This is a genomic window from Bradyrhizobium sp. ORS 86 (assembly GCF_045571475.1).
Classification (GTDB): Bacteria; Pseudomonadota; Alphaproteobacteria; order Rhizobiales; family Xanthobacteraceae; genus Bradyrhizobium.
The window spans coordinates 2,813,501-2,832,558 of record NZ_CP120699.1 but is presented as its reverse complement, the minus strand read 5'-3'; the positions used below and the strand labels follow the sequence as shown (position 1 = coordinate 2,832,558).

The 19,058-nt window shown below is 64.6% G+C and carries 15 protein-coding genes; 5 read left to right on the top strand and 10 right to left on the bottom strand.

Going from position 1 to position 19,058, the window contains the following annotated elements:
• Positions 1-432 precede the first annotated feature (432 nt).
• Positions 433-2,916 carry a hypothetical protein gene (locus P6U25_RS12720; RefSeq protein ID WP_407151513.1) on the top strand — a complete coding sequence of 828 codons (2,484 nt, stop codon included), beginning with the start codon at positions 433-435 and terminating at the stop codon, positions 2,914-2,916.
• A 133-nt stretch (positions 2,917-3,049) separates the two neighbouring features.
• Here P6U25_RS12720 and thiD read toward each other — a convergent pair whose 3' ends face one another.
• The gene (gene thiD, locus P6U25_RS12715; protein WP_407151512.1) at positions 3,050-3,853 is read right to left on the bottom strand and encodes a bifunctional hydroxymethylpyrimidine kinase/phosphomethylpyrimidine kinase; all 804 of its coding nucleotides are present in this window, start codon (positions 3,851-3,853) and stop codon (positions 3,050-3,052) included.
• 164 nt (positions 3,854-4,017) lie between these two features.
• On the opposite strand from thiD, the gene P6U25_RS12710 reads away from it, so the two are divergent.
• Positions 4,018-4,263, top strand: coding sequence for an Lrp/AsnC ligand binding domain-containing protein (locus P6U25_RS12710; RefSeq protein WP_066501746.1), 246 nt, complete (start codon positions 4,018-4,020; stop codon positions 4,261-4,263).
• A gap of 70 nt (positions 4,264-4,333) precedes the next feature.
• Here the strand turns inward: P6U25_RS12710 and P6U25_RS12705 are convergent, their stop codons facing one another.
• Positions 4,334-5,269: a c-type cytochrome gene (locus P6U25_RS12705; protein ID WP_407151511.1), complete on the bottom strand. Its 936-nt coding sequence runs from the start codon at positions 5,267-5,269 to the stop codon at positions 4,334-4,336.
• A 164-nt stretch (positions 5,270-5,433) separates the two neighbouring features.
• Here P6U25_RS12705 and P6U25_RS12700 point away from each other — a divergent pair, with 164 nt between their 5' ends.
• The gene (locus P6U25_RS12700; protein WP_407151510.1) at positions 5,434-5,856 is read left to right on the top strand and encodes a CHRD domain-containing protein; all 423 of its coding nucleotides are present in this window, start codon (positions 5,434-5,436) and stop codon (positions 5,854-5,856) included.
• A 94-nt stretch (positions 5,857-5,950) separates the two neighbouring features.
• Here P6U25_RS12700 and P6U25_RS12695 read toward each other — a convergent pair whose 3' ends face one another.
• The 6 genes from P6U25_RS12695 to P6U25_RS12670 all read right to left on the bottom strand — a co-directional run bounded on the left by P6U25_RS12695 (position 5,951) and on the right by P6U25_RS12670 (position 14,555).
• Positions 5,951-6,397: a c-type cytochrome gene (locus P6U25_RS12695; RefSeq protein ID WP_407151509.1), complete on the bottom strand. Its 447-nt coding sequence runs from the start codon at positions 6,395-6,397 to the stop codon at positions 5,951-5,953.
• Between the two features lie 99 nt (positions 6,398-6,496).
• Entirely contained in the window at positions 6,497-8,806 is a 2,310-nt protein-coding gene (locus tag P6U25_RS12690; RefSeq protein ID WP_407151508.1) for a xanthine dehydrogenase family protein molybdopterin-binding subunit, read from the bottom strand.
• Positions 8,807-8,936: 130 nt separating this feature from the next.
• A complete protein-coding gene (murJ, locus tag P6U25_RS12685; RefSeq protein WP_407151507.1) occupies positions 8,937-10,466 on the bottom strand; it encodes a murein biosynthesis integral membrane protein MurJ in 1,530 nt (509 codons plus the stop codon).
• Positions 10,467-10,511: 45 nt separating this feature from the next.
• The gene (locus P6U25_RS12680) at positions 10,512-11,663 is read right to left on the bottom strand and encodes a DegT/DnrJ/EryC1/StrS family aminotransferase (protein WP_407151506.1); all 1,152 of its coding nucleotides are present in this window, start codon (positions 11,661-11,663) and stop codon (positions 10,512-10,514) included.
• Positions 11,664-11,694: 31 nt separating this feature from the next.
• Positions 11,695-12,711, bottom strand: coding sequence for a Gfo/Idh/MocA family oxidoreductase (locus P6U25_RS12675; RefSeq protein WP_407151505.1), 1,017 nt, complete (start codon positions 12,709-12,711; stop codon positions 11,695-11,697).
• Between the two features lie 431 nt (positions 12,712-13,142).
• Complete coding sequence (locus P6U25_RS12670; RefSeq protein WP_407151504.1) at positions 13,143-14,555, bottom strand: mannose-1-phosphate guanylyltransferase/mannose-6-phosphate isomerase; 1,413 nt, start codon at positions 14,553-14,555, stop codon at positions 13,143-13,145.
• Positions 14,556-14,888: 333 nt separating this feature from the next.
• Between P6U25_RS12670 and P6U25_RS12665 the strand changes: the two genes are divergently transcribed.
• Positions 14,889-15,854, top strand: coding sequence for a lysylphosphatidylglycerol synthase transmembrane domain-containing protein (locus P6U25_RS12665; RefSeq protein WP_407151503.1), 966 nt, complete (start codon positions 14,889-14,891; stop codon positions 15,852-15,854).
• A gap of 12 nt (positions 15,855-15,866) precedes the next feature.
• Complete coding sequence (locus tag P6U25_RS12660) at positions 15,867-16,883, top strand: MraY family glycosyltransferase (protein WP_407151502.1); 1,017 nt, start codon at positions 15,867-15,869, stop codon at positions 16,881-16,883.
• Between the two features lie 24 nt (positions 16,884-16,907).
• Here the strand turns inward: P6U25_RS12660 and P6U25_RS12655 are convergent, their stop codons facing one another.
• Positions 16,908-17,843 (bottom strand): NAD-dependent epimerase/dehydratase family protein, encoded by a 936-nt coding sequence (locus tag P6U25_RS12655; protein ID WP_407151501.1) that lies wholly within the window; start codon positions 17,841-17,843, stop codon positions 16,908-16,910.
• Positions 17,840-19,054 carry a glycosyltransferase family 4 protein gene (locus tag P6U25_RS12650; protein ID WP_407151500.1) on the bottom strand — a complete coding sequence of 405 codons (1,215 nt, stop codon included), beginning with the start codon at positions 19,052-19,054 and terminating at the stop codon, positions 17,840-17,842. The genes P6U25_RS12655 and P6U25_RS12650 overlap by 4 nt, the downstream gene beginning before the upstream one ends.
• Positions 19,055-19,058: the final 4 nt, after the last annotated feature.

Sequence of the window (19,058 nt, the reverse complement as noted above, 5' to 3'; positions counted from 1 at the left end):
CCAATTTCAAATGCTCCGTACATCACAGTCGGCAAGCGCCAATCTCCGTCACGATCCGCGGCACGTCAGCGATGACCTGACCCCAGCGGCGGCGGAAGAGACGGTCGCGAGAGGACCTATCGCAGCAGTCGGCTTATCGGAGCGTGAACTTAACTCGAGATCTAGCGGAGTGGATGCTTCATCACCGCGCGGTGCCATAGAAATTCCGTAATATCCAGCCTTTGTGAGGCGCAAATGGCCCAGCCAAGGGGTCCTCAATATCAGAATACACTCTCCGTCGGGGGCGGAGTGCAATCGCTGTTGTGGAGACAGCGCGCGCTCCGCGCCAAACAGGCAAAGCCGGCATGCGGATAGCAAAAGGGAGTTCGCCGGTTGCAGCCCCGGAGTTGTGATGCAGGCCCAGCCTCGCCTCCGCCAGACAATGGGCCGTAGATGAGAACCGACCTGGGGGACGGGTCGCTTGAGGGACCCGAGAGCGAAGCGCGGTCGCTGTCGTGGATCGACGACCCCGTGGCCGCGCCGTCCTTCCAGGCGACGCCGTGGCTCGCCGGTGCCGAACCACGCGCTTTGGGGCGGCGGGCCAGACCGGCGGTTTCGGCGGGCAAATTCCCGCTAGGCCTTACTGTCGCGCTGTTCGCGCTCGCGTTTCTGTTGCCTGCATGGCCATGGCTATCCGGCCACGTCACGATTCCCTGGGACGCCAAGTCGCAATTCCTGCCGCCGCTGCAATTTCTCGCCACGTCGCTGGCACATGGCCAGTCGCCGTTCTGGACGCCCAACGTCTTCGGCGGCTGGCCGCTCATCTCCGATCCGCAATCGCTGATCTTCTCGCCGCTGCATTTTCTGCTCGCCTGCGTCGACCCGAAACCAGGCTTCCGTGTGGTCGACGGGCTGACCTTTGCCTATCTGTTGCTCGGCGGCGTGGCCATCATTCTGTATTTCCGGGACCGCGGCTGGCATGCGGCCGGTGCGCTTGTCGCTGCGCTCGCCTTCGCCTTCGGCGGCTCGGCCAATTCACGATTGCAGCATACCGGCCAGATCATCAGCCTGGTCTATCTGCCGTTGACGCTCTGGATGCTGTCGCGCGCACTCGAACGTTCGTCGTGGCGCGCCGGCTTGGCGGCCGGCGCGTTTGGCGGCCTGCTCGCCGTGGGGCGGGATCAGGTTGCGCTGATCTCGCTCTACCTCGTCGCCGGATTTGTCGTGCACCACTGGATCGCGGGTGACGATTGGCGCAAGCGCATCAACGCGAGCATCAGACCGCTCGCGGCTGGCTGCCTGGTCGGCATCCCCATCGCCGCCGTTCCGGTCACGCTGACGGCTCTGCTCGCCGCACGCTCGAACCGGCCCGAGATTGGCTGGATGGTCGCCGGCCAGGGATCGCTGCATCCGGCACATCTGCTGACCCTCGCTTTCGCCGATCTCTACGGCGCGATGGATCCGGCCATCGAGTACTGGGGGCCGGCAACGTCGTCCTGGAAAGCAGCGCTTGGCGGCGCCGATCTCTCGCTCGCGCAAAACATGGGTCTGGTCTATTCGGGAGCCCTGCTGCTCGTCGTCATCGTCTCGTTTGGCATCGTGCGCCGCCTCGCCTGGTCGCGTGACATCCGCTTCTTCTCGATCGCTGCCGGCATCGTCCTGCTCTATGGACTCGGCTGGTACACGCTCGTCTTCCATGCGATGTACGAATGGTTGCCCGGGGTGATGCTATACCGGCGCCCTGCCGATGCGACGTTCGTCATCGGGGCGCTGCTCGCCATCATCGCCGGCTACCTCGTGCATTGCTGGCTCGAAGGCACGGTACCGCAACCCACCAGTGCGCAGCGGGCAGTCGAGCTGGCTATGCCGGTTGTGCTCGTCGCAATCGCGGTGTGGCTCGCCCACGCCATTGGGTCCATCACGCAGGTGATCGTACCGGTCGTCACCGCGCTCGTCTTCACCAGCGGTGCGGTCGCGGCGCTCGTTCTCGCGCGTTGGCTGAACGGTCTCTCGCTCCTTGCGGTCATGCTGCTGCTGAGCTCGTTCTCCGCCGTCGACCTCGCCTGGAACAATGCGCCGCACATTTCCACTGCCATGGCGCCTTCGACATTCGATGCACTGCGCCTCGACACCAGGAACGCAACGCTGGCGCTGCTGAAATCAAAGCTTGCGGCGGCGTCGGATCCGGCCCGGCGCGATCGCGTCGAGCTGATCGGCATCGCCTATCATTGGCCGAACCTGTGTATGATCCACGGCTGCGACCACGTGTTCGGGCACAATCCGCTGCGCCTCAAGTGGTTCTACGACGCCACCCTGGTCGGTGACACGGTCGTGGATTATGACCAGCGCCGCTTCTCGCCGCTATTTCCGTCCTATCGCTCCGCCTTCGCCGATCTGTTCGGTCTGCGCTTCATCGCCGTCGGCGTGCCGGTCGAGAAGGTCGATCCATCGCTTGCCCCCGGCGATCTCACGCTCGTCGCCCATACGGCGGACGCCTATGTGTACGAGAATCCCCGCGCTCTGCCGCGTGTGATGGTGGTCTCTGACTGGCGCATCGCGGATTTCAACCAGCTTCTCACCAATGGCTGGCCGACGGACGTCGATCCGCGCCGCACCGTCCTGCTCGACCGCGCGCCAGCGCTGCCGCGTGCAAGCGCGGCCGGCACGGTGCCCGGAACGGCACGCCTGATCCACTATGAGAATACGCGAGTCGACGTCGAGGTCGACGCGCCGTCAGGCGGCCTGCTGCTCCTCAACGACGTTTGGCATCCCTGGTGGCGTGCAACGGTGGATGGCGAGCCGAGCGACATCCTGAGGGCCAACGTCATCTTTCGGGCCGTCGCTGTTCGCCCAGGGCACCACACGGTGAGCTTCACGTTTCATCCGTTCGCAGGGGCCTTGGCCGAACTGCGGGGCAAGTTCCGTCACGCCCATTGACTACCGATCAAGCATGCCCGCAAAGCGGCGGCGACTGGCGCGAAGTCGCGCCCGTCAGGTCCTGGGGAGCGCCGCGCCGGGGTCCCTGAGGACGCACATGGATCTGGAGGCCAAGATTGAGCGCGGCGGGCGGTCAATCCGGATAGTAGTTGTGGAAGTGATGCACCGGTCCGTGGCCGCGCCCGACCGCAAAGCGATCCGCCGCGGCGATCGCGGCCGTGATCCAGGCCTTGGCGCTGCGCACGGCGGCGTCCATGTCCTCGCCCTTGGCCAAACCCGCGGCGATCGCCGATGACAAGGAACAGCCGGTGCCATGGGTATTGGCCGTCGCGATCCGCGGCGCGGCAAGCGCGACGGTGCGTTCGCCGTCGATCAGATAGTCGATGCTTTCGGCGCCCTGCGCATGGCCGCCCTTGATCAACACGGCGCGGCATCCCATCGCCAGCAACCGCCTGCCCTGGTCCGCGACGGCAGCCTCGCTCGAAGCGACGGTCTCGTTCAGCAGCGCCGCGGCCTCGGGCAGGTTTGGCGTGATCAGCGATACGCGCGGAAACAACATGGTCTTGAGCGCATCGACCGCCTCGTTCGGCAGCAGGCGGTCACCCGAGGTCGCGACCATCACCGGGTCGAGCACGATGTGGCGCGGGGCCCATCGCTTCAGCCCCTCGGCGATTGCCGCGATCGTCTCGGCCTGCGCCACCATGCCGATCTTGACCGCGCCGACGGCAAGGTCGGAAAATACCGCGTCGATCTGCGCGGTGACGAACGGCGCGGGTACCGGATGAATGCCGCTGACGCCGGTGGTGTTCTGCGCCGTCAGGGCCGTGATCACGGAGGCGCCATAGACGCCGAGCGCGGCAAAGCTCTTCAGGTCGGCCTGGATGCCCGCGCCGCCGGAGGAATCCGAGCCGGCAATGGTGAGCGCGATCGGCGTCATGTTGCGGCGCCGGCGGTTGATGCGAACGGGATCATGACCTGTCCTAGCCCGACCGCCGAGTGGCAGCAAGTTCGCCTGGTGTTACCGCGGCTTGCCCCCGACTTGAGCTTGCCTTGGCCGCTCGTTTTTGGCCTATAGTCGCGGAAATCCCCGGAGACACAGCGATGGTTCCTTTCTTCGTCCAGATCAAATGCAAGCTCGGCCAGTCCTACACCGTCGCCAACGCGCTGGCGGAAGCCGAGATCGCCTCCGAGATCTATTCCACCGCGGGCAACTACGACCTCCTGGTGAAGTTCTACGTCGACCACGACACCGATATCGGCCATTTCATCAACGAGAAGGTGCAGGTGATCCCGGGTATCCAGGATACCCTCACCATCATCACCTTCAAGGCATTCGGAACGAAGTGAGGTTCGCATCTGTCGAGGCGTTGCCTGAGGCGGCTACGCCGGCGCGAAGGCCGCCCGAAACGTTCGCGCCTCAGGACTCCTCCGCCAGCTTTTTCTTCGGTGGTCGCGGCGGCCCGTCGACCGGCGGCAGCGCCTTGACGTAGTCGGCGATCGCGTCGAGATCGGGCTGCGAGAGCTGCGAGGTGTTGCGGATCACGCGCACCATGGAGCCGCCGGCGCTGTCGCCATCCGGCGTCTGCCCGGTCTCGAGGAAATAGGCGATATCCTTGGCGCTCCAATCCGACAGCCCCTTTTGCGTGATGTTTGGTACCCAGCCCTCGCCTTCGGGATTGGGGCCTCCGGCAAAGCGCTGCGCGCCGACGATGCCGCCGAGGGCATTCCGGGGGCTGTGGCACTCGGCGCAATGGCCGAAGCTGTTGACGAGATAGGCGCCGCGATTCCATTGTGCCGAGTGGCCTGCATCGGCAACGAGCGGCCGGCCGTCCATGAACAGCCATTTCCAGACGCCGATATTGCGGCGGATGTTGAAAGGGAACGGCACGTCATGGTCGCGCACCTTTCCGGCGACCGGCGGCAACGTCTTCAGATAGGCGAAGAGATCGCGCACGTCGTTGATCTTGGCATGCCGATACGACGGATAGGGAAACGCCGGGAAGTAGTGCACCCCCGACGGCGAGGTGCCGTTCATGACCGCGGTGACGAAGTCAGCCTCGCTCCAGCGGCCGATGCCGTCGTTTGGATCGGGCGAGATGTTCGGTGCATAGAAGGTGCCGAACGGCGACGGGATCGCAAGGCCGCCGCCGAGCTTGGTTCGGTCGTCCTGCTTCGGCACGGCATGGCAGGAGGAACATCCACCTGCATTGAACGTTGTGAGCCCGTTGGCCAAATCGGGCTGGTAGGCGGGCAGCGCGCTCGCTGCAATGGTCGCTGGGATCGTCAGCCACCAGAACACGCCAAAACCGGCGATGCCGGCCACGATGGCCAGCAGGAGAATTCGTCGCAGCATTCACTGACCCGTCATTGAGCCCAGCATCTGTCGGCTACTATGAACGCAAGGCGGCGCATATGCTTCCATCAAATTTCGCCCGCTCAAGTTGATTTTGGGAATAAATCCGGACGGCTGCTGTTTTGAGGCTGATACTGTCGTTTGATGTCAACAGGGAGAAAACCATGCCGAACAAGACCATGCTTGCCGCGCTGACGCTGAGTGCTGCGGTCGCCTTTGCCGGCCCTGCCTTCGCCGAGAAGCTGAAGGCGACGCTAAGCGGCAAGTCCGAGGTACCGCCAACCACCAGCACGGGCACCGGTACCGCCGACATTAATTACGACGCAGCGACCAAGAAGCTGACCTGGAAGCTCTCCTATTCCGGCCTGACCGGGCCAGCCACCGCCGCACATTTCCACGGCCCGGCCGAATCCGGAAAGAACGCCGGCGTCGCAGTCGCTATCCCCAATGCCGGCTCGAACCCGGTGGAAGGCAGTGCCACGCTGACCGATGCACAGGCCGCCGATCTGCTCGCCGGCAAGTACTACGTCAACGTTCACACCGCGGCGAATCCGGGCGGCGAGATCCGGGGCCAGGTTACGAAGTAACCCAGGCAACGAAGTAACTCGACTAAAACAAAAGAGGCCGACACAACAGAAAGGGCAGACGCTTCGCCGCGTCCGCCCTTTTTCAATCGAAGGATCAGCCCTTCTTGATGCGGTAGGTCTCGTGACAGCCACCGCATTGCTTGCCGACGACAGTCAGTTCTGTCTTCAGCGCGTCGAGATCCTTGATCCTGCTTTTCGCGTCGGCGACGACCTTGGCAAAACTGGCAATGTGGGACTCGAAGCCCGCCTTGTCCTCCCAGATTTTTGACGAGGGAGAGTAGTCGCCCTCGAACTTGAGGCCCTTAATGCTCTCGGGGAACAGCGTTGGAAGTTTCTTGGCGGTCTCTTCGAACTGGGCCATTGCGGCATTGACTGTCGACTGGTCGTAAGGCTTCTCGCCCTTGACCATTGCCACCAGCGCGCCTGCGTTCTTGCCGTTGTCCTTCATCATGGCCTGGGTGGTTTTGACCTGGTCCTGCTGCGCAGTGACCGCACCGGCACTGACCGCAAGCACCGCTGCAACAACGACGATCCGCTTCATCTGCTAAACCCCTCGATACGGTTTATGCCGGTCCACAGTCTGTGGCCGGCTTGTTTGCAAACACCGCAGGCAGATATTCATTCCGCCTGCGGCGCTTTGTCAGAGCTTGTGCTGACGTTGTGCTTCACGGATCGCGATCCAGACGCGCTCGGGCGTTGCGGGCATATCGATGTGGTCGATCTTGTATTCGCGCCACAGCCCTTCGACGATCGCATTGACCACCGCCGGGCACGAGCCGATCGCACCGGCCTCACCGGCTCCCTTCACGCCAAGCGGATTGGTCGTGCAGGGCACGTTGTGGGTCTCGAACACGAAGGACGGACCATCGGAGGCGCGCGGCATCGCATAGTCCATGAACGTCCCGGTGACGAGCTGACCATCGGTTGCGCTGTAGACCGCCCGTTCCATCAACGCCTGACCGATGCCCTGCATCGCGCCACCATGCACCTGGCCCGCGAGCAACAGCGGATTGAGCGTGACGCCGAAATCGTCGACGATGACGTAGTTGATGATCTTGATGATGCCGGTGGCCGGATCGATCTCGACCTCGGCGAGATGCGTGCCGTTCGGATAGGTGCCGTCGGCGCTCGAGAAGGTCGCGCTGCCGTTCAGCTTCGAGGAATCGCCGCCGGGACGCTTGGCAAGATCGGCAAAGCTGATCGAGCGGTCGGTACCGGCGATGCGAACGCGGCCATCAGCGATCTCGAGGTCGCCCGCCCCGGCTTCCAGCGCCTGCGCTGCGAGCTCCTTCAGCTTATTGCCGAGATCGCGCGTGGCGCGCTCAACGCTGACGCCGCCGGAGGGAATCGACGACGAGCCGCCGGTGCCGAGCCCGGTCGCGATCTTATCGGTATCGCCTTGCAGCACGTGGACCCGCTCGGGCGGCAACCCGAATTGCTCGGCGACGATCTGCGCGTAGGCGGTTTGATGGCCCTGCCCGCTCGACTGCGTGCCGATCAGAATGCTGATGTCGCCATTGGGATCGAGCGCCACGTTGGCGGTCTCCTCGCCCATGGTGCCGCAGACCTCGACATAGCTCGCCATGCCGATGCCCCGCACCAAGCCTTCCTTCTTCGCCGCTTTGGCGCGCTTTGGAAATTCCTTCCAGTTGGCGATCTCCATCGCGCGCTTCATATGCGCAACGAAATCACCGGAGTCGTAGACCTTGCCGGTCGCGGTCTTGTAGGGCAGCGATTTCGGCGGAATGAAATTCTTCCGCCTGATCGCGTCAGGTGTCATGCCGAGTTTGCGCGCGGCAGCGTCGACCAGGCGCTCGATCACATAGGCAGCCTCCGGGCGGCCTGCGCCGCGATAGGCATCGACCGGCACCGTGTGGGTGAACACGGTGCGGACGCGACAGTGGAAGGCCTGGAGGTCATAGAGGCCCGGCAGCATGCCGGCGCCGCCGTGCGGGATATAGGGCGCAAAAGTCGATAGATAGGCGCCCATATCGCCCATCAGGTCGACGTCCATGCCTAGGAATTTGCCATCCTCGGCGAGCGCCATCTTCGCCGTCGTAACATTGTCGCGGCCCTGCGCGTCGCCCATGAAGTGGTCGGAGCGCTCGGCGGTCCACTTGATGGTCTTCTTCAATTGGCCCGCCGCGACCGAGATCAGCGCATATTCGCGGTACGGAAACAGTTTGGTGCCGAAGCCGCCGCCGACGTCGGGGCAGATCACCCGCATCTTCTCCTTCGGCATCTTCAGAACCATGTCGCAAAGAATCTCACGGAGGCGGTGGCTGCCCTGGCTGCCGATCGTCAGCGTCAGATGGTCCTTCTTGGCATCGTATTCGGCGACCGCCGCGCGAGTTTCCATGAAGTTGGTGATGACGCGCGGATTGACGATGGTGATCTCGGCCACCGCATGCGCCTTGGCGAAGGCGTCCTCCGCGGCCTTCTTGTCGCCGATCGAGACATCGAACAGCACGTTGCCCGGCTTATCAGGCCAGACCTGCGGCGCGCCCTTCTTCACGGCGTTGACGAGACCAACGACAGCAGGCAACGGCGTCCACTTGACGTCGATCGCCTCGATCGCATCACGGGCATGATCAAGAGTGTCGGCGACCACGAAGGCGACGGCGTCGCCGACATGGCGCACCTCGTCCTTGGCGAGGATCGGATAGGGCGGCGCCGTGAACGGATCGGTTTCGAGGTTGAACAGGCACGGCAAGCCGCCGAGGTCGGCAACATCGGCCGCGGTCAGGATCAACGCCACTCCCGGCATGCCGCGGGCCTTGGTCGCGTCGATGGTGAATGTGGCGTGCGCGTGCGGCGAGCGCAGCACCAGCGCGTGCAATGCGGGAGACGGGGCAACGTCGTCAGTGTAGCGGCCCTTGCCGCGAATCAGGGCATCATCCTCTTTGCGCAGCACACTTTGACCGACGCCGAATTTGATGGGAGCAGCCATCTCGTCTCCAATTGTCTTGGTTTGTTTGGTCCGCATATTGGCGTGGTTGTTCCGGAAGCGCAAACCGCTTTCCACACGGCGCGACGCGATCGCGCAGCCCAGCTCTATGCTTTTGATTTAACAGGGCAAACTATCCGCGGCGCAGCGCGAATAGCCAGCCGCGACCGAATAGCACGAGGATCGCAAGGCCGTAGACGAAGAGGCCGACCGCGACGAGCAGCAGCAGGATCAGTTCGTCACGGAAAATCTGCATCGGGGCGAACCAGACCGCCGCGAAGTGCGAGGTCAGCCACAGGGCGACGGCCAGCAGGATACCGCAAACCGCAAAGGTGCCGAATGAGCGCACCAGCGTACGATCGAAATCGAGAAAGCCGCGACGTGCGGCGAAGAACAGCACGAGCAACAGATTGATCCAGGCGCCAACCGCGGTCGCGAGCGCGAGCCCGACTTGCGCCAGCGTCCCGACCAGAGCGACCTTGAGCGCGACGTTGACCGCGACCCCGGTCAGTGCCGCCTTCACCGGGGTTGCAGTGTCCTTTCGGGCATAAAAGGTCGCTACCGCGCTGCGGATCATCACGAAGGGAATCAGCCCCACCGCATAGGCGGCGAGCGTTGCGCCAGCGGTTGCGGCGTCCGCCTTGGAGAAGGCGCCGCGAGCGAACATCGCGCGCATGATCGGATCGGCGACCGTCAGGAATGCCGCCACGAACGGCACCGAGAACAGCAGGGTAAAGTCGAACGCGCGGCGCTGCGCCGCCATGGCGCCAGCGTGGTCGTCGGCGGACAGGCGCCGCGACATTTCCGGCAGCAGCACTGTGCCGATCGCGATCCCGATCACGCCGATCGGCAGTTGATTGAGGCGATCGGCATAATAGAGCGCCGACAATGCACCGGCCGGCAGGAAGGTCGCGATGATGGTGTCGGCAAATAGCGCCACCTGCGTCCCCATCGAGCCGAGCGTGGCTGGCCCCAGCGCGCGGAAAAAAGCGCGGACATCCTCGTCGAGCTTCAGCGGCGCAAACCGCGGCAGGCCGCCATGGCGTGCAAGGTCGCCGGCCAGCAGGAAGAACTGCAGGAAACCCGAGATCAGCACGCCCCAGGCGGCGGCGTGGCCGGCGCTCGGAAAGAACGCGGCCAGCGCCAGCGTCATCATCATCGCCAGGTTGAGGAAGATCGGCGCCGCGGCGGCGCTGGCGAAGCGGTGCATCACGTTGAGCATGCCGCCATAGAGCGTCACCAGCGTGATCAGCAGCAGGTAAGGAAAGGTGATCCGCGTCAGCTCAATTGCGAGCTTGCGCTGCTCGACGTCCTCGGTGAAGCCCGGCGCGAGGATGCTCATCGCCTGCGGCATGAACAGCATCGCCACCACCAGCAGGGCCACCTGCGAGGCGAACAGCAGCGTGAAGATGCGATCTGCGAACAGCCGCGCCGATGCCTCGCCGCGCTCGCCATGGACATGGGCATAGGCCGGCACGAAGGCGGCGTTGAACGCGCCCTCGGCAAAGATCGCGCGGAAGTGATTCGGCAGCCGCAGCGCCACGAAGAACGCATCCGCCACCGGACCTGCGCCGAGAATCGCCGCGAGCATGATATCGCGTGCGAACCCGGTCAGCCGTGAAAGCAGGGTATAACCGCCGACGGTGAAGATGCGCCCAAGCATGCCGGTGCTTCTAGCGCATGATCACCATGCGAACAAACCGGACATTCAGGACGAGAGCGCGCCGCGCACTGCCTGGATGACACGCTCCTGGGTCGCCTCGTCGAGATAGGCGTGCATCGGCAGGCTGATGACGTCCTCCGACAGGCTCTCGCTGGCCGGAAGGCCGCCCTCGGCGACCGGGAAGTCGCGATAGGCGGTCTGCTGATGCATCGACTTGGTGTAGTAGATCGCAGTCGGGACGCCCTGCGCCTTCAGCGCCGCCGCAAAGGCGTCGCGGTCGGTCCCCTTGGGCAGCCGGATGGTGTATTGCGCCCACACCGAGGTGCAGCCGGAGGCCAGTCGCGGCACGGCCACGACGTTGCCGAGCCCGCGCGAATAGCGGTCGGCGGCCACATTGCGCGCCGCGATCTCGTCCTCAAAGATCTTCAGCTTCTCGATCAGGATTGCGGCCTGCATGGTGTCAAGCCGGCCGGTGAGACCGAGGCGGACATTGTCGTACTTGTCCGAGCCCTGCCCGTGCACGCGGATGCTGCGCAGCGTGTGGGCGAGTTCGTCGTCATCGGTGAGGATGGCGCCGCCGTCGCCGAAACAGCCGAGCGGCTTTGCCGGGAAGAAGCTCGTCGCGGTGGCGAGCCCGAAGGTGCCGAGCTTGCGGCCCTTGTAGCTGGCGCCAAAGCCCTGCGCCGCATCGTCGAGTACGAACAGGCCCTCGGCTGTGGCGACGGCGGCCACAGCATCGTGATCTGCGCTCTGGCCGAACAGGTCGACCGGAATGACGCCGACCGGCTTCAGCCCGCGCGTCCGCGCGGTCGCAATCCCGCGCTTGAGCGAATTGACGTCGATGTTGAAGGTCGCCTCGTCGACATCGACAAAGACCGGCGTCGCGCCGGTCAGCGCCACCGCTTCGCCGGTCGCGCAGAAGGTAAAGGACGGACACAGCACCGCGTCACCCGGTCCGACGTTCTTCGCCATCAGCACCATGAGGAGCGCATCGGTCCCGCTGGCGCAGGTCACCACATGTCTGGCACCGCTATACTCGGCCAGCGCCCTCTCCAGCGCCGTAACCTCCGGGCCGTTGATGAACTGGCAATGGTCGAGGACGCGGGCAACCGCCTCATCGATCGACTTGCCGAGCCGCTGGCGCTGCGCCGAGATATCGATGAAGGGAATAGGTTCCGGACGGAGATGCTGGTTCATGGAGCTGTTCGCGCGTGATTTGAAGATGACATCAGCCGACGACGCGGCGCGGTCCCTTGAGCGCCGTGGAGGCGGCAGGCCTGGCGGGTGATTCCAGGCAGCGGATTGCGATCTCGAGACTCGCCACGCCCTCGTCACCGGACACCGCCGGCAGCTTGCCGGTGCGCACGGCATCGAGGAAGGCGATCAGTTCGGCGCGCAGCGGCTCGTCATGACCGACCGGCAGATGCCGCATCGAATAGCTGCCGTCGGGCTTGAAGCCGAAACATTCGGTGACCTGGCGCGTCAGCAGATCGCCCATCACGTACTTGCCGCGGGTTGCCACCGTGACGTTGCGCGCCTTGAACGGCGTCAGCCAGTTGGTGTTGATGTGGGCGAGCACGCCGGAGGCGGTGCGGAACTGGAGCAGCGCGATGTCCTCGCGCTCGGCAACCGCGCTCGATAGTTGCGGCTGCACCTCGACGATGTCCGATTCGGTGAACCAGCGAATCAGGTCGATGTCGTGCACGGCGAGGTCGATCACGACGCCGACATTGGACATCCGCGGCGGGAACGGACCGACGCGAGTGATGCCGATCGACAGGATGTCTTCACCCGAGATCGCCTGCTTGATGGCGGCGACCGCAGGATTGAAGCGCTCGACATGGCCGACCATCAGTGTCACGCCGGCGCGCTGTGCGGCAGCAACGATCTGGTGGCCCTCCTCGACCGTGGATGCGACCGGCTTCTCGACGAGGATGTGGATGTTGCGCGCGATGCAAGTGAGCGCGATGTCGTGATGCAAATGAGTGGGAGCTGCGATCGTCACCGCGTCGACGCCTTCGGCAAGCAGTCCGTCAAGGGTCTCGAACGCGCGGCAGCCGACGAGGTCGATGGCGCGCGAGCGATGTTCCGGAAGCGGGTCGACGATCCCGACCAGCACGACACCGGGCAGCCCGGCCAGCACGCGAGCATGATTGCTACCCATCACGCCGGCCCCGATCACGCCGACGCGCAGTGCGCGCCTGATGTCGGCCTTCGCGCCCGATCCGGACACCTTTGCATTCATATTGTAGACCCCAACTGACGTTCTGGCGGTTGTCCCGGCTTCTCAGGGAGCCACCCCGGCTCCAAGGGGACCAGCACAAAGGCTTCATCCCAAGTTTGGCGCTTTTGGCGCGAACCATGACCCGCTTCGTTGGCAGCCGCTATAGCACGGCGCCACAAATGTGGCGATTGCCAAGCACGAAATCCGGACACGTTTTGATTCAAAGAGTTACATCGTCCGATGAGCTTTTTTGGTCATGGCAAGCCGCCTTGCGTCAGGATCGCAGGCGAAAGATTGGGCAGCGCCATACCCATCATTGCGGGCGCCAGCGAAGCAATCCATCGTGTCGCATAGGTTGGAGCATGGATTGCATTGTCGCTTCGGCGCAAAATTGCTTTGCGATTTTGTCGCGAGCTCCTTGCAATCGCGGGACTGGATAGAACTACAGGCTGTCAGGTGCGCCGGTAGTCATCCTCGATGCGGATGATGTCATCCTCGCCGAAGTAGCTGCCGGTCTGCACCTCGATCAGCTCGAGCTGGATCTTGCCGGGGTTCTCCAGCCGGTGCACCGCGCCGATCGGGATGTAGATCGATTCGTTCTCGTGCACGGTCTTGATCAGCTCGTTGACCGTCACCTGCGCGGTGCCGCGCACCACGATCCAGTGCTCGGAGCGGTGGTGGTGCTTCTGCAGGCTGAGCCGGCCGCCCGGCTTGACGATGATGCGCTTGACCTGGTGGCGGTCGCCGTTGTCGACCGACTGGTAGGAGCCCCACGGACGATGCACCTTGATGTGGCTCTCCGTCACCTCGGGCGCCGTCACCTTCAGCTTGGCGACCAGCCGCTTCAGCCCGTTGGCGTCCTTCTGCCGCGACACCAGCACCGCATCCTGGGTCGCCACCACCACGAGATCGTCGACGCCCTCGAGCGCGACCAGCGCACGGTCGGTCGTGACGTTGCAGTTGCGGGAGTCCTCGAACACCACAGCTCCCCGCGCCGCATTGCCCTGGCTGTCCTTGGCGGACAGCTCCCAGACCTGGCGCCACGAGCCGATGTCGGACCAGCCGCAGGCCACCGGCACCACCGCCGCGCGCGCCGTCTTCTCCATCACCGCATAGTCGATCGAGATCGCCTTCGCCGCGCCGAACGCCGGCGGGTCGAGCTTGACGAAGCCGAGGTCGCGCGCCGCCGCGGCCACCGACTGCTCGACGGCCGCCACGCTGGCGGCATCGACGGTGCGATACTCGTCGAGCAGCACCGCGGCGCGGAACATGAAGTTGCCGCTGTTCCAGAGATAGCCGGCCTCGATATAGCCGGCGGCACGTTCCGCATCCGGCTTCTCGACGAATTTGCCGACCGCCCGCACCGCGCCGGCGACCACCTCGCCCGGGCTGACATAGCCGTATTCGGTCGCCGGCCGCTCCGGCTGGACGCCGAAGGTCACGATGCGGCCCTGCGCGGCCGCCGCCAGCCCCTCCCGGCACGCCGCGACGAAGGCCTGGGTGTCGCGCACCAGATGGTCGGCGGCGAGCGCCAGCACCACCGCGTCAACGTCCCGGCTGTGCGCAAACGCCGCCCCGGCGGCGATCGCCGGGCCGGAATCGCGCCGCATCGGCTCGAGCAGCACGTCGGCCTCGCGGCCGATCTCGGCGAGCTGCTCCAGCACCATGAAGCGATAGGCCTCATTGGTGATCACGATCGGCCGCTCGAACAGGCTCGCGTCCGCGACCCGCAGCAGGGTGTCCTGGAACGTCGAGCGCGCCCCGAACAGCGACAGGAACTGCTTCGGATGCACCTCGCGCGAGGCCGGCCACAGCCGCGTGCCCGCACCGCCGCACATGATCAGGGGGATAATTCGTCGGTCCATCGATGCCTCAAGTCCTGTCGTGTCCGCGGATAACACATCAAAATTGCGCGAAGGCGGCCGTGATCGACGCCCCTGTTGCTCGGGAAGCACTATTAACGTGTAGCATCATGCGATCCCGTGCGTCAGGTCAGATCTTACCGGTATTGTACCCGGTGCACAGCGGACAGTCCCGTTTCGGCCTCTTTGCCCCATTTGTCAGGCTAGCGGCAATGACAGCCGCGCGGCTATTGCCAGATCGGTGCGGACACCATACCAAGGCGACGAATTTGGGCGCGCGAAAGCCTTTTTGCGCGGTTTTTTGACACATTCTGAAACTGGGCAAACGCGGGCGAAATGCGCCGAATCCTGCTTTCTACCCTCAAGATACTGATCTCGGCCGCGCTGCTCTATCTCTCCTTGCGCAAGGTCAATCTGTATGATCTCGCCTCGCGCATCCAGGCCGAGAGTCTCGGCTGGCTCGGGCTCGCGATCGCGGTCACGATCGGCCAAATCTTTCTCGGCGTGTTGCGCTGGCGGGAGATCAGTGTGGAATGCGGCGCGCCGCTCGTGACCGCGCAGGCGATGCGCTTCAACATGATCGGTACCTTCTTCAACCAGACGCTGCCGTCCTCGATCGGCGGCGACGCGGTGCGGCTGTGGCTCGTTGCGCGCAACGGCGCGGGCTGGCGCGCGGCGACCTATTCGATCTTCGTCGATCGCGCGATCGGACTCATTGCGCTTGCCGTTGTTATCGCCGCCACCCTGCCGTGGAGCTACCGGTTGATTTCCGATCCCCACGGCTGGACGGCCCTGCTGCTGCTCGATCTCGCGGCGCTCGCGGCCGGATTCGGCTTCCTGCTGATCGGCGTGCTGCCGTGGCCGTGGTTGAAGCGGTGGTGGGGGACGCATCACGTACATGCCTGTGCCGTGATTGCGAACCGGGTGCTGTTCAGCCGCAAGCGCGGGCTGAAGGTGATCGTGCTTTCCTTGATGATTCACGTGGTCACGGCCGTGATCGGCTGGTGCGTGGTGCGGTCGATCGCGGCGCCGGTCACGTTCGGCCAGATCTTTCAGCTCTTGCCGCCGGTCATGCTGATCACGATGATGCCGATTTCGATCGCGGGCTGGGGCGTGCGCGAAGCCACGATGGGACTGGCCTTCGGATATGCCGGGTTGATCGCGAATGAGGGCGTCAATGTCTCGCTGCTGTTCGGTGCGATATCATTCCTGGTCGGCATCTTCGGCGGCTTGGTGTGGATACTGAGCCCGGAGAAAGCCGCGAAGGGCGCTGCGCCGATCGAAGTGCCGGCATCGGAATAGCCGTCGACTGCCATGACCAGCTTCGAAATCCTCCTGTCGTTCATCGCAGCGGTTCTGGCCGCATCGATCTCGGCCATGCTGATCCAGGCGACGCGGCCGATGCTGCTGCGCGTGGCGCTGGCGAAGCCGAATGCCCGCTCGTCGCACAAGATTCCAACGCCACAAGGAGCCGGCATCGCGGTCACCGTGGCCACGTTGCTCGCAGGGGCGATCGTCCTCGTCCTCGCCGGACTGTCGGACTTGACTCCTCCCTTCGTGGTGTTCGCCGCCAGCCTGTTCATCGCGGTGGTGGGCTTCGCCGACGATGTCCGCCCCCTGCCGGTTGTCCCCCGATTGCTGCTGCAAGCCGCGGCCGTCGCCGTCGTGGTGTTCGCCGCACCGGGCGATCTGCGGATCGTTCCGGCCTGCCCGCTCTGGCTCGAGCGCGGCTTGCTGCTGGTCGCCGGCCTCTGGTTCGTGAATCTCGTCAATTTCATGGACGGGCTGGACCTGATGACCGCAGCCGAAGCCGTGCCGATCACGGTGGCGGTCGCCCTGCTCGGCAGCTTCGGCCATGTCCCGGCTGCGACCACGATCGTCGCCGCCGCGCTGTGCGGGGCGCTGCTCGGCTTCTCCCCGTTCAACCGGCCGGTCGCACGAATCTTCCTTGGCGATGTCGGCAGCCTGCCGATCGGCCTGCTCCTCGGCTGGTGCCTGCTGCAGCTCGCGCTGCATCAGCAATTCGCAGCCGCGCTGCTGCTGCCGCTGTACTATCTGGCGGATGCGACGGTCACGCTGCTTCGCCGGATGGCGCGACGCGAGCCGTTCTGGGCCGCGCACCGTTCGCACTTCTACCAGCGCGCGACCGACAACGGATTTACGGTATGGCGCGTCATCGGCGAGGTCTTCGTGCTCAATGTCGTGCTGGCGCTGCTTGCGATCACCTCGGTCGCCCTGAATAGCCTCGCCGCGGATATTGTCCTGCTGTTGGCCGGCGCGCTCGCCGTCGCCCTCCTGCTGCATCGGTTCTCGCAACCAAGGATGCCTTGATCGGCCACGGCCAGATCAGGGTGGTCACCGACTCAAGGCGAGTTTCAGGCCGTCATCGAGGCTGAGCGGCGGCCGCCATCCAATCGTGCCGAGTTTCGACAAATCGAGCTCGAGTGAGCCCAGCAGGCTGTCGTTGGCCTCGCTTCGACCGCTGGCCTTGAGCAGTGTGCTCAACAGCGGTGCGGGCAACCGGAATAGACGTGGCGAGGTCTGTGCTGCATGGGCGAGCCGCTCGATGAATTGCGGCGTCGACACCTGCTCGCTGTCCGCCACCAGAAATACGTCGAAATCCTGCCCCGGATGCTCAAGGCGGTGGAGAATAAACGAAGCCAGGTTCTCCACCGACAGGAACGCGCGACGATTGTGAATATTGGCCAGGGGAAGCGGAACACCGCGCTTCACGGCTTTTTCGAGCAGTGCAAAGTTCCCTTTTGCCCCGGCGCCATAGATCATCGGCGGACGGACGACGGTGACCTTCATGCCGCTGCCCGCCACCAGTTCACTCAAGCCGGCTTCCGCAGCCGCCTTCGACATGCCGTAGAGACCGCGCGGCGTCAGCGTGTCGTCCTCGCGAAATGGTGGACGCCCATTGTTGCTGCGGCCATGAACCAGGATCGTGCTGATGAACACGAAATCCCGCACGCCCGCGGCTATCGCCGACCGCGCCAGGTGTAGCGTCCCCCCGACATTGACGTTGTGGTAGAGCTCGATCGCGTGTTCTTCCTTCTGGTGATGAACACGCGCGGCGAGATGCACCACCGCGTCCACGCCGGCAACCGCTTCGCGCCAATTGGTGGTTGGCCCCAGCGTATCGATCGCCACCTCGTTTGCATCCTGAGGCGGAGTCCGCACCGCGCGCCGCACCACCCAGCCGTTACTGGCCAGCAAGGGCACCAGGTGACGGCCGACGAAGCCGCTCGCCCCCGTGACCAAAACCGTCGGTCGATGACCGTTACTCATGCCGTCCGCTCCACATCGCGGTTGCACAATAGCTCGCCGACGAGCGCGGCGTAACTGCCAAGGGCGCGTTCGGGACTGAAGGTCCGGGCCGTCGCAATCGCGCGCTCCGCCATCGCGGTGTCCTGCGAACGCGACGCCTGCCTGATGGCTTCGGCGAGTTGATCCGGCTTGCCGGGTTCCACGACCCAGCCGAGCTCGTTTTCCTTCACAGTGAGTGCGGCCTCGGCCTCGGCTTCCGAGATCAGAATCACAGGACGGCCCGCCGCGAGCAGATTGTAGAACCGGCTCGGCACCGACACGCCGGCGACGTGCTTGCGATAGGGAATCAGCCAGACGTCGGCGCTGGAGAGTAACGCGTCGAGATCAGTGTCCGCGACCCGATCGACCAGCGTGACGTTGGCCAGCCGATCCGCGGATTGCATCTCCCTCAGCCGGTCAAAGCCCATCCCCCAGCCCGAGAGCAGGAAATGAATATCGCTTTCGCCGCGCAGCAGCCGCGCCGCTTCAAACACGATGTCCGGATCGTGAGTGAATCCGAGATTGCCGGACAAGCCGACGACAAAACGGGCGCCGATCGCCCTGCGAAACGGATTGTCGGAGTCCACGGGACGAATGCCCGGCACCAGCGTGGTCCAGTTCGGAATGAACCTGATCCTGTCTGGCGTCATTCCACGGTACCGCAGCAATAGCTTCTCGCTGTCGCGGCCGATCACGATGACGACGTTCAGCGCCCGGAACATCAGCCCATTGATCGCCCGCATTGTGCGCGCGACGAGAGAGGCCGGCTTCAGTAGCCCGGCCATGACGAGCACATCAGGAAACAGGTCGTGCAGGATCAGCGCCGACTTCGCCCCCTTTAGCCTCGCCGCGACAGCCACGGCGTAGGGAAGCACGAAGGGCGCGGTGACCGTGAGCGCGACGTCGCCGCGCTGCAGCCGCGTCCACAGCGCGACGAAGATCCGGCAGGTGAACAACGTCTCGGCCAGAGCGCGTTTGATCAGCGCGGCCTTGTCCGGCAACCAGTTCCGGATCTCGACCACCGTCGGCCGTCCGGGCCGGGGCTCTCTCGCCGAGCCCGGCATGCCGGACACCACCACGACCTCCGCATCTTGTGCGACCCGTTCGGCGATCGCGGCCATGATCGCGGCAGTCGTGCTGTGATCCGGCGGATAATGCTGGCTGACGACGACAACTTTATTGGGCTTGCGCATCGAT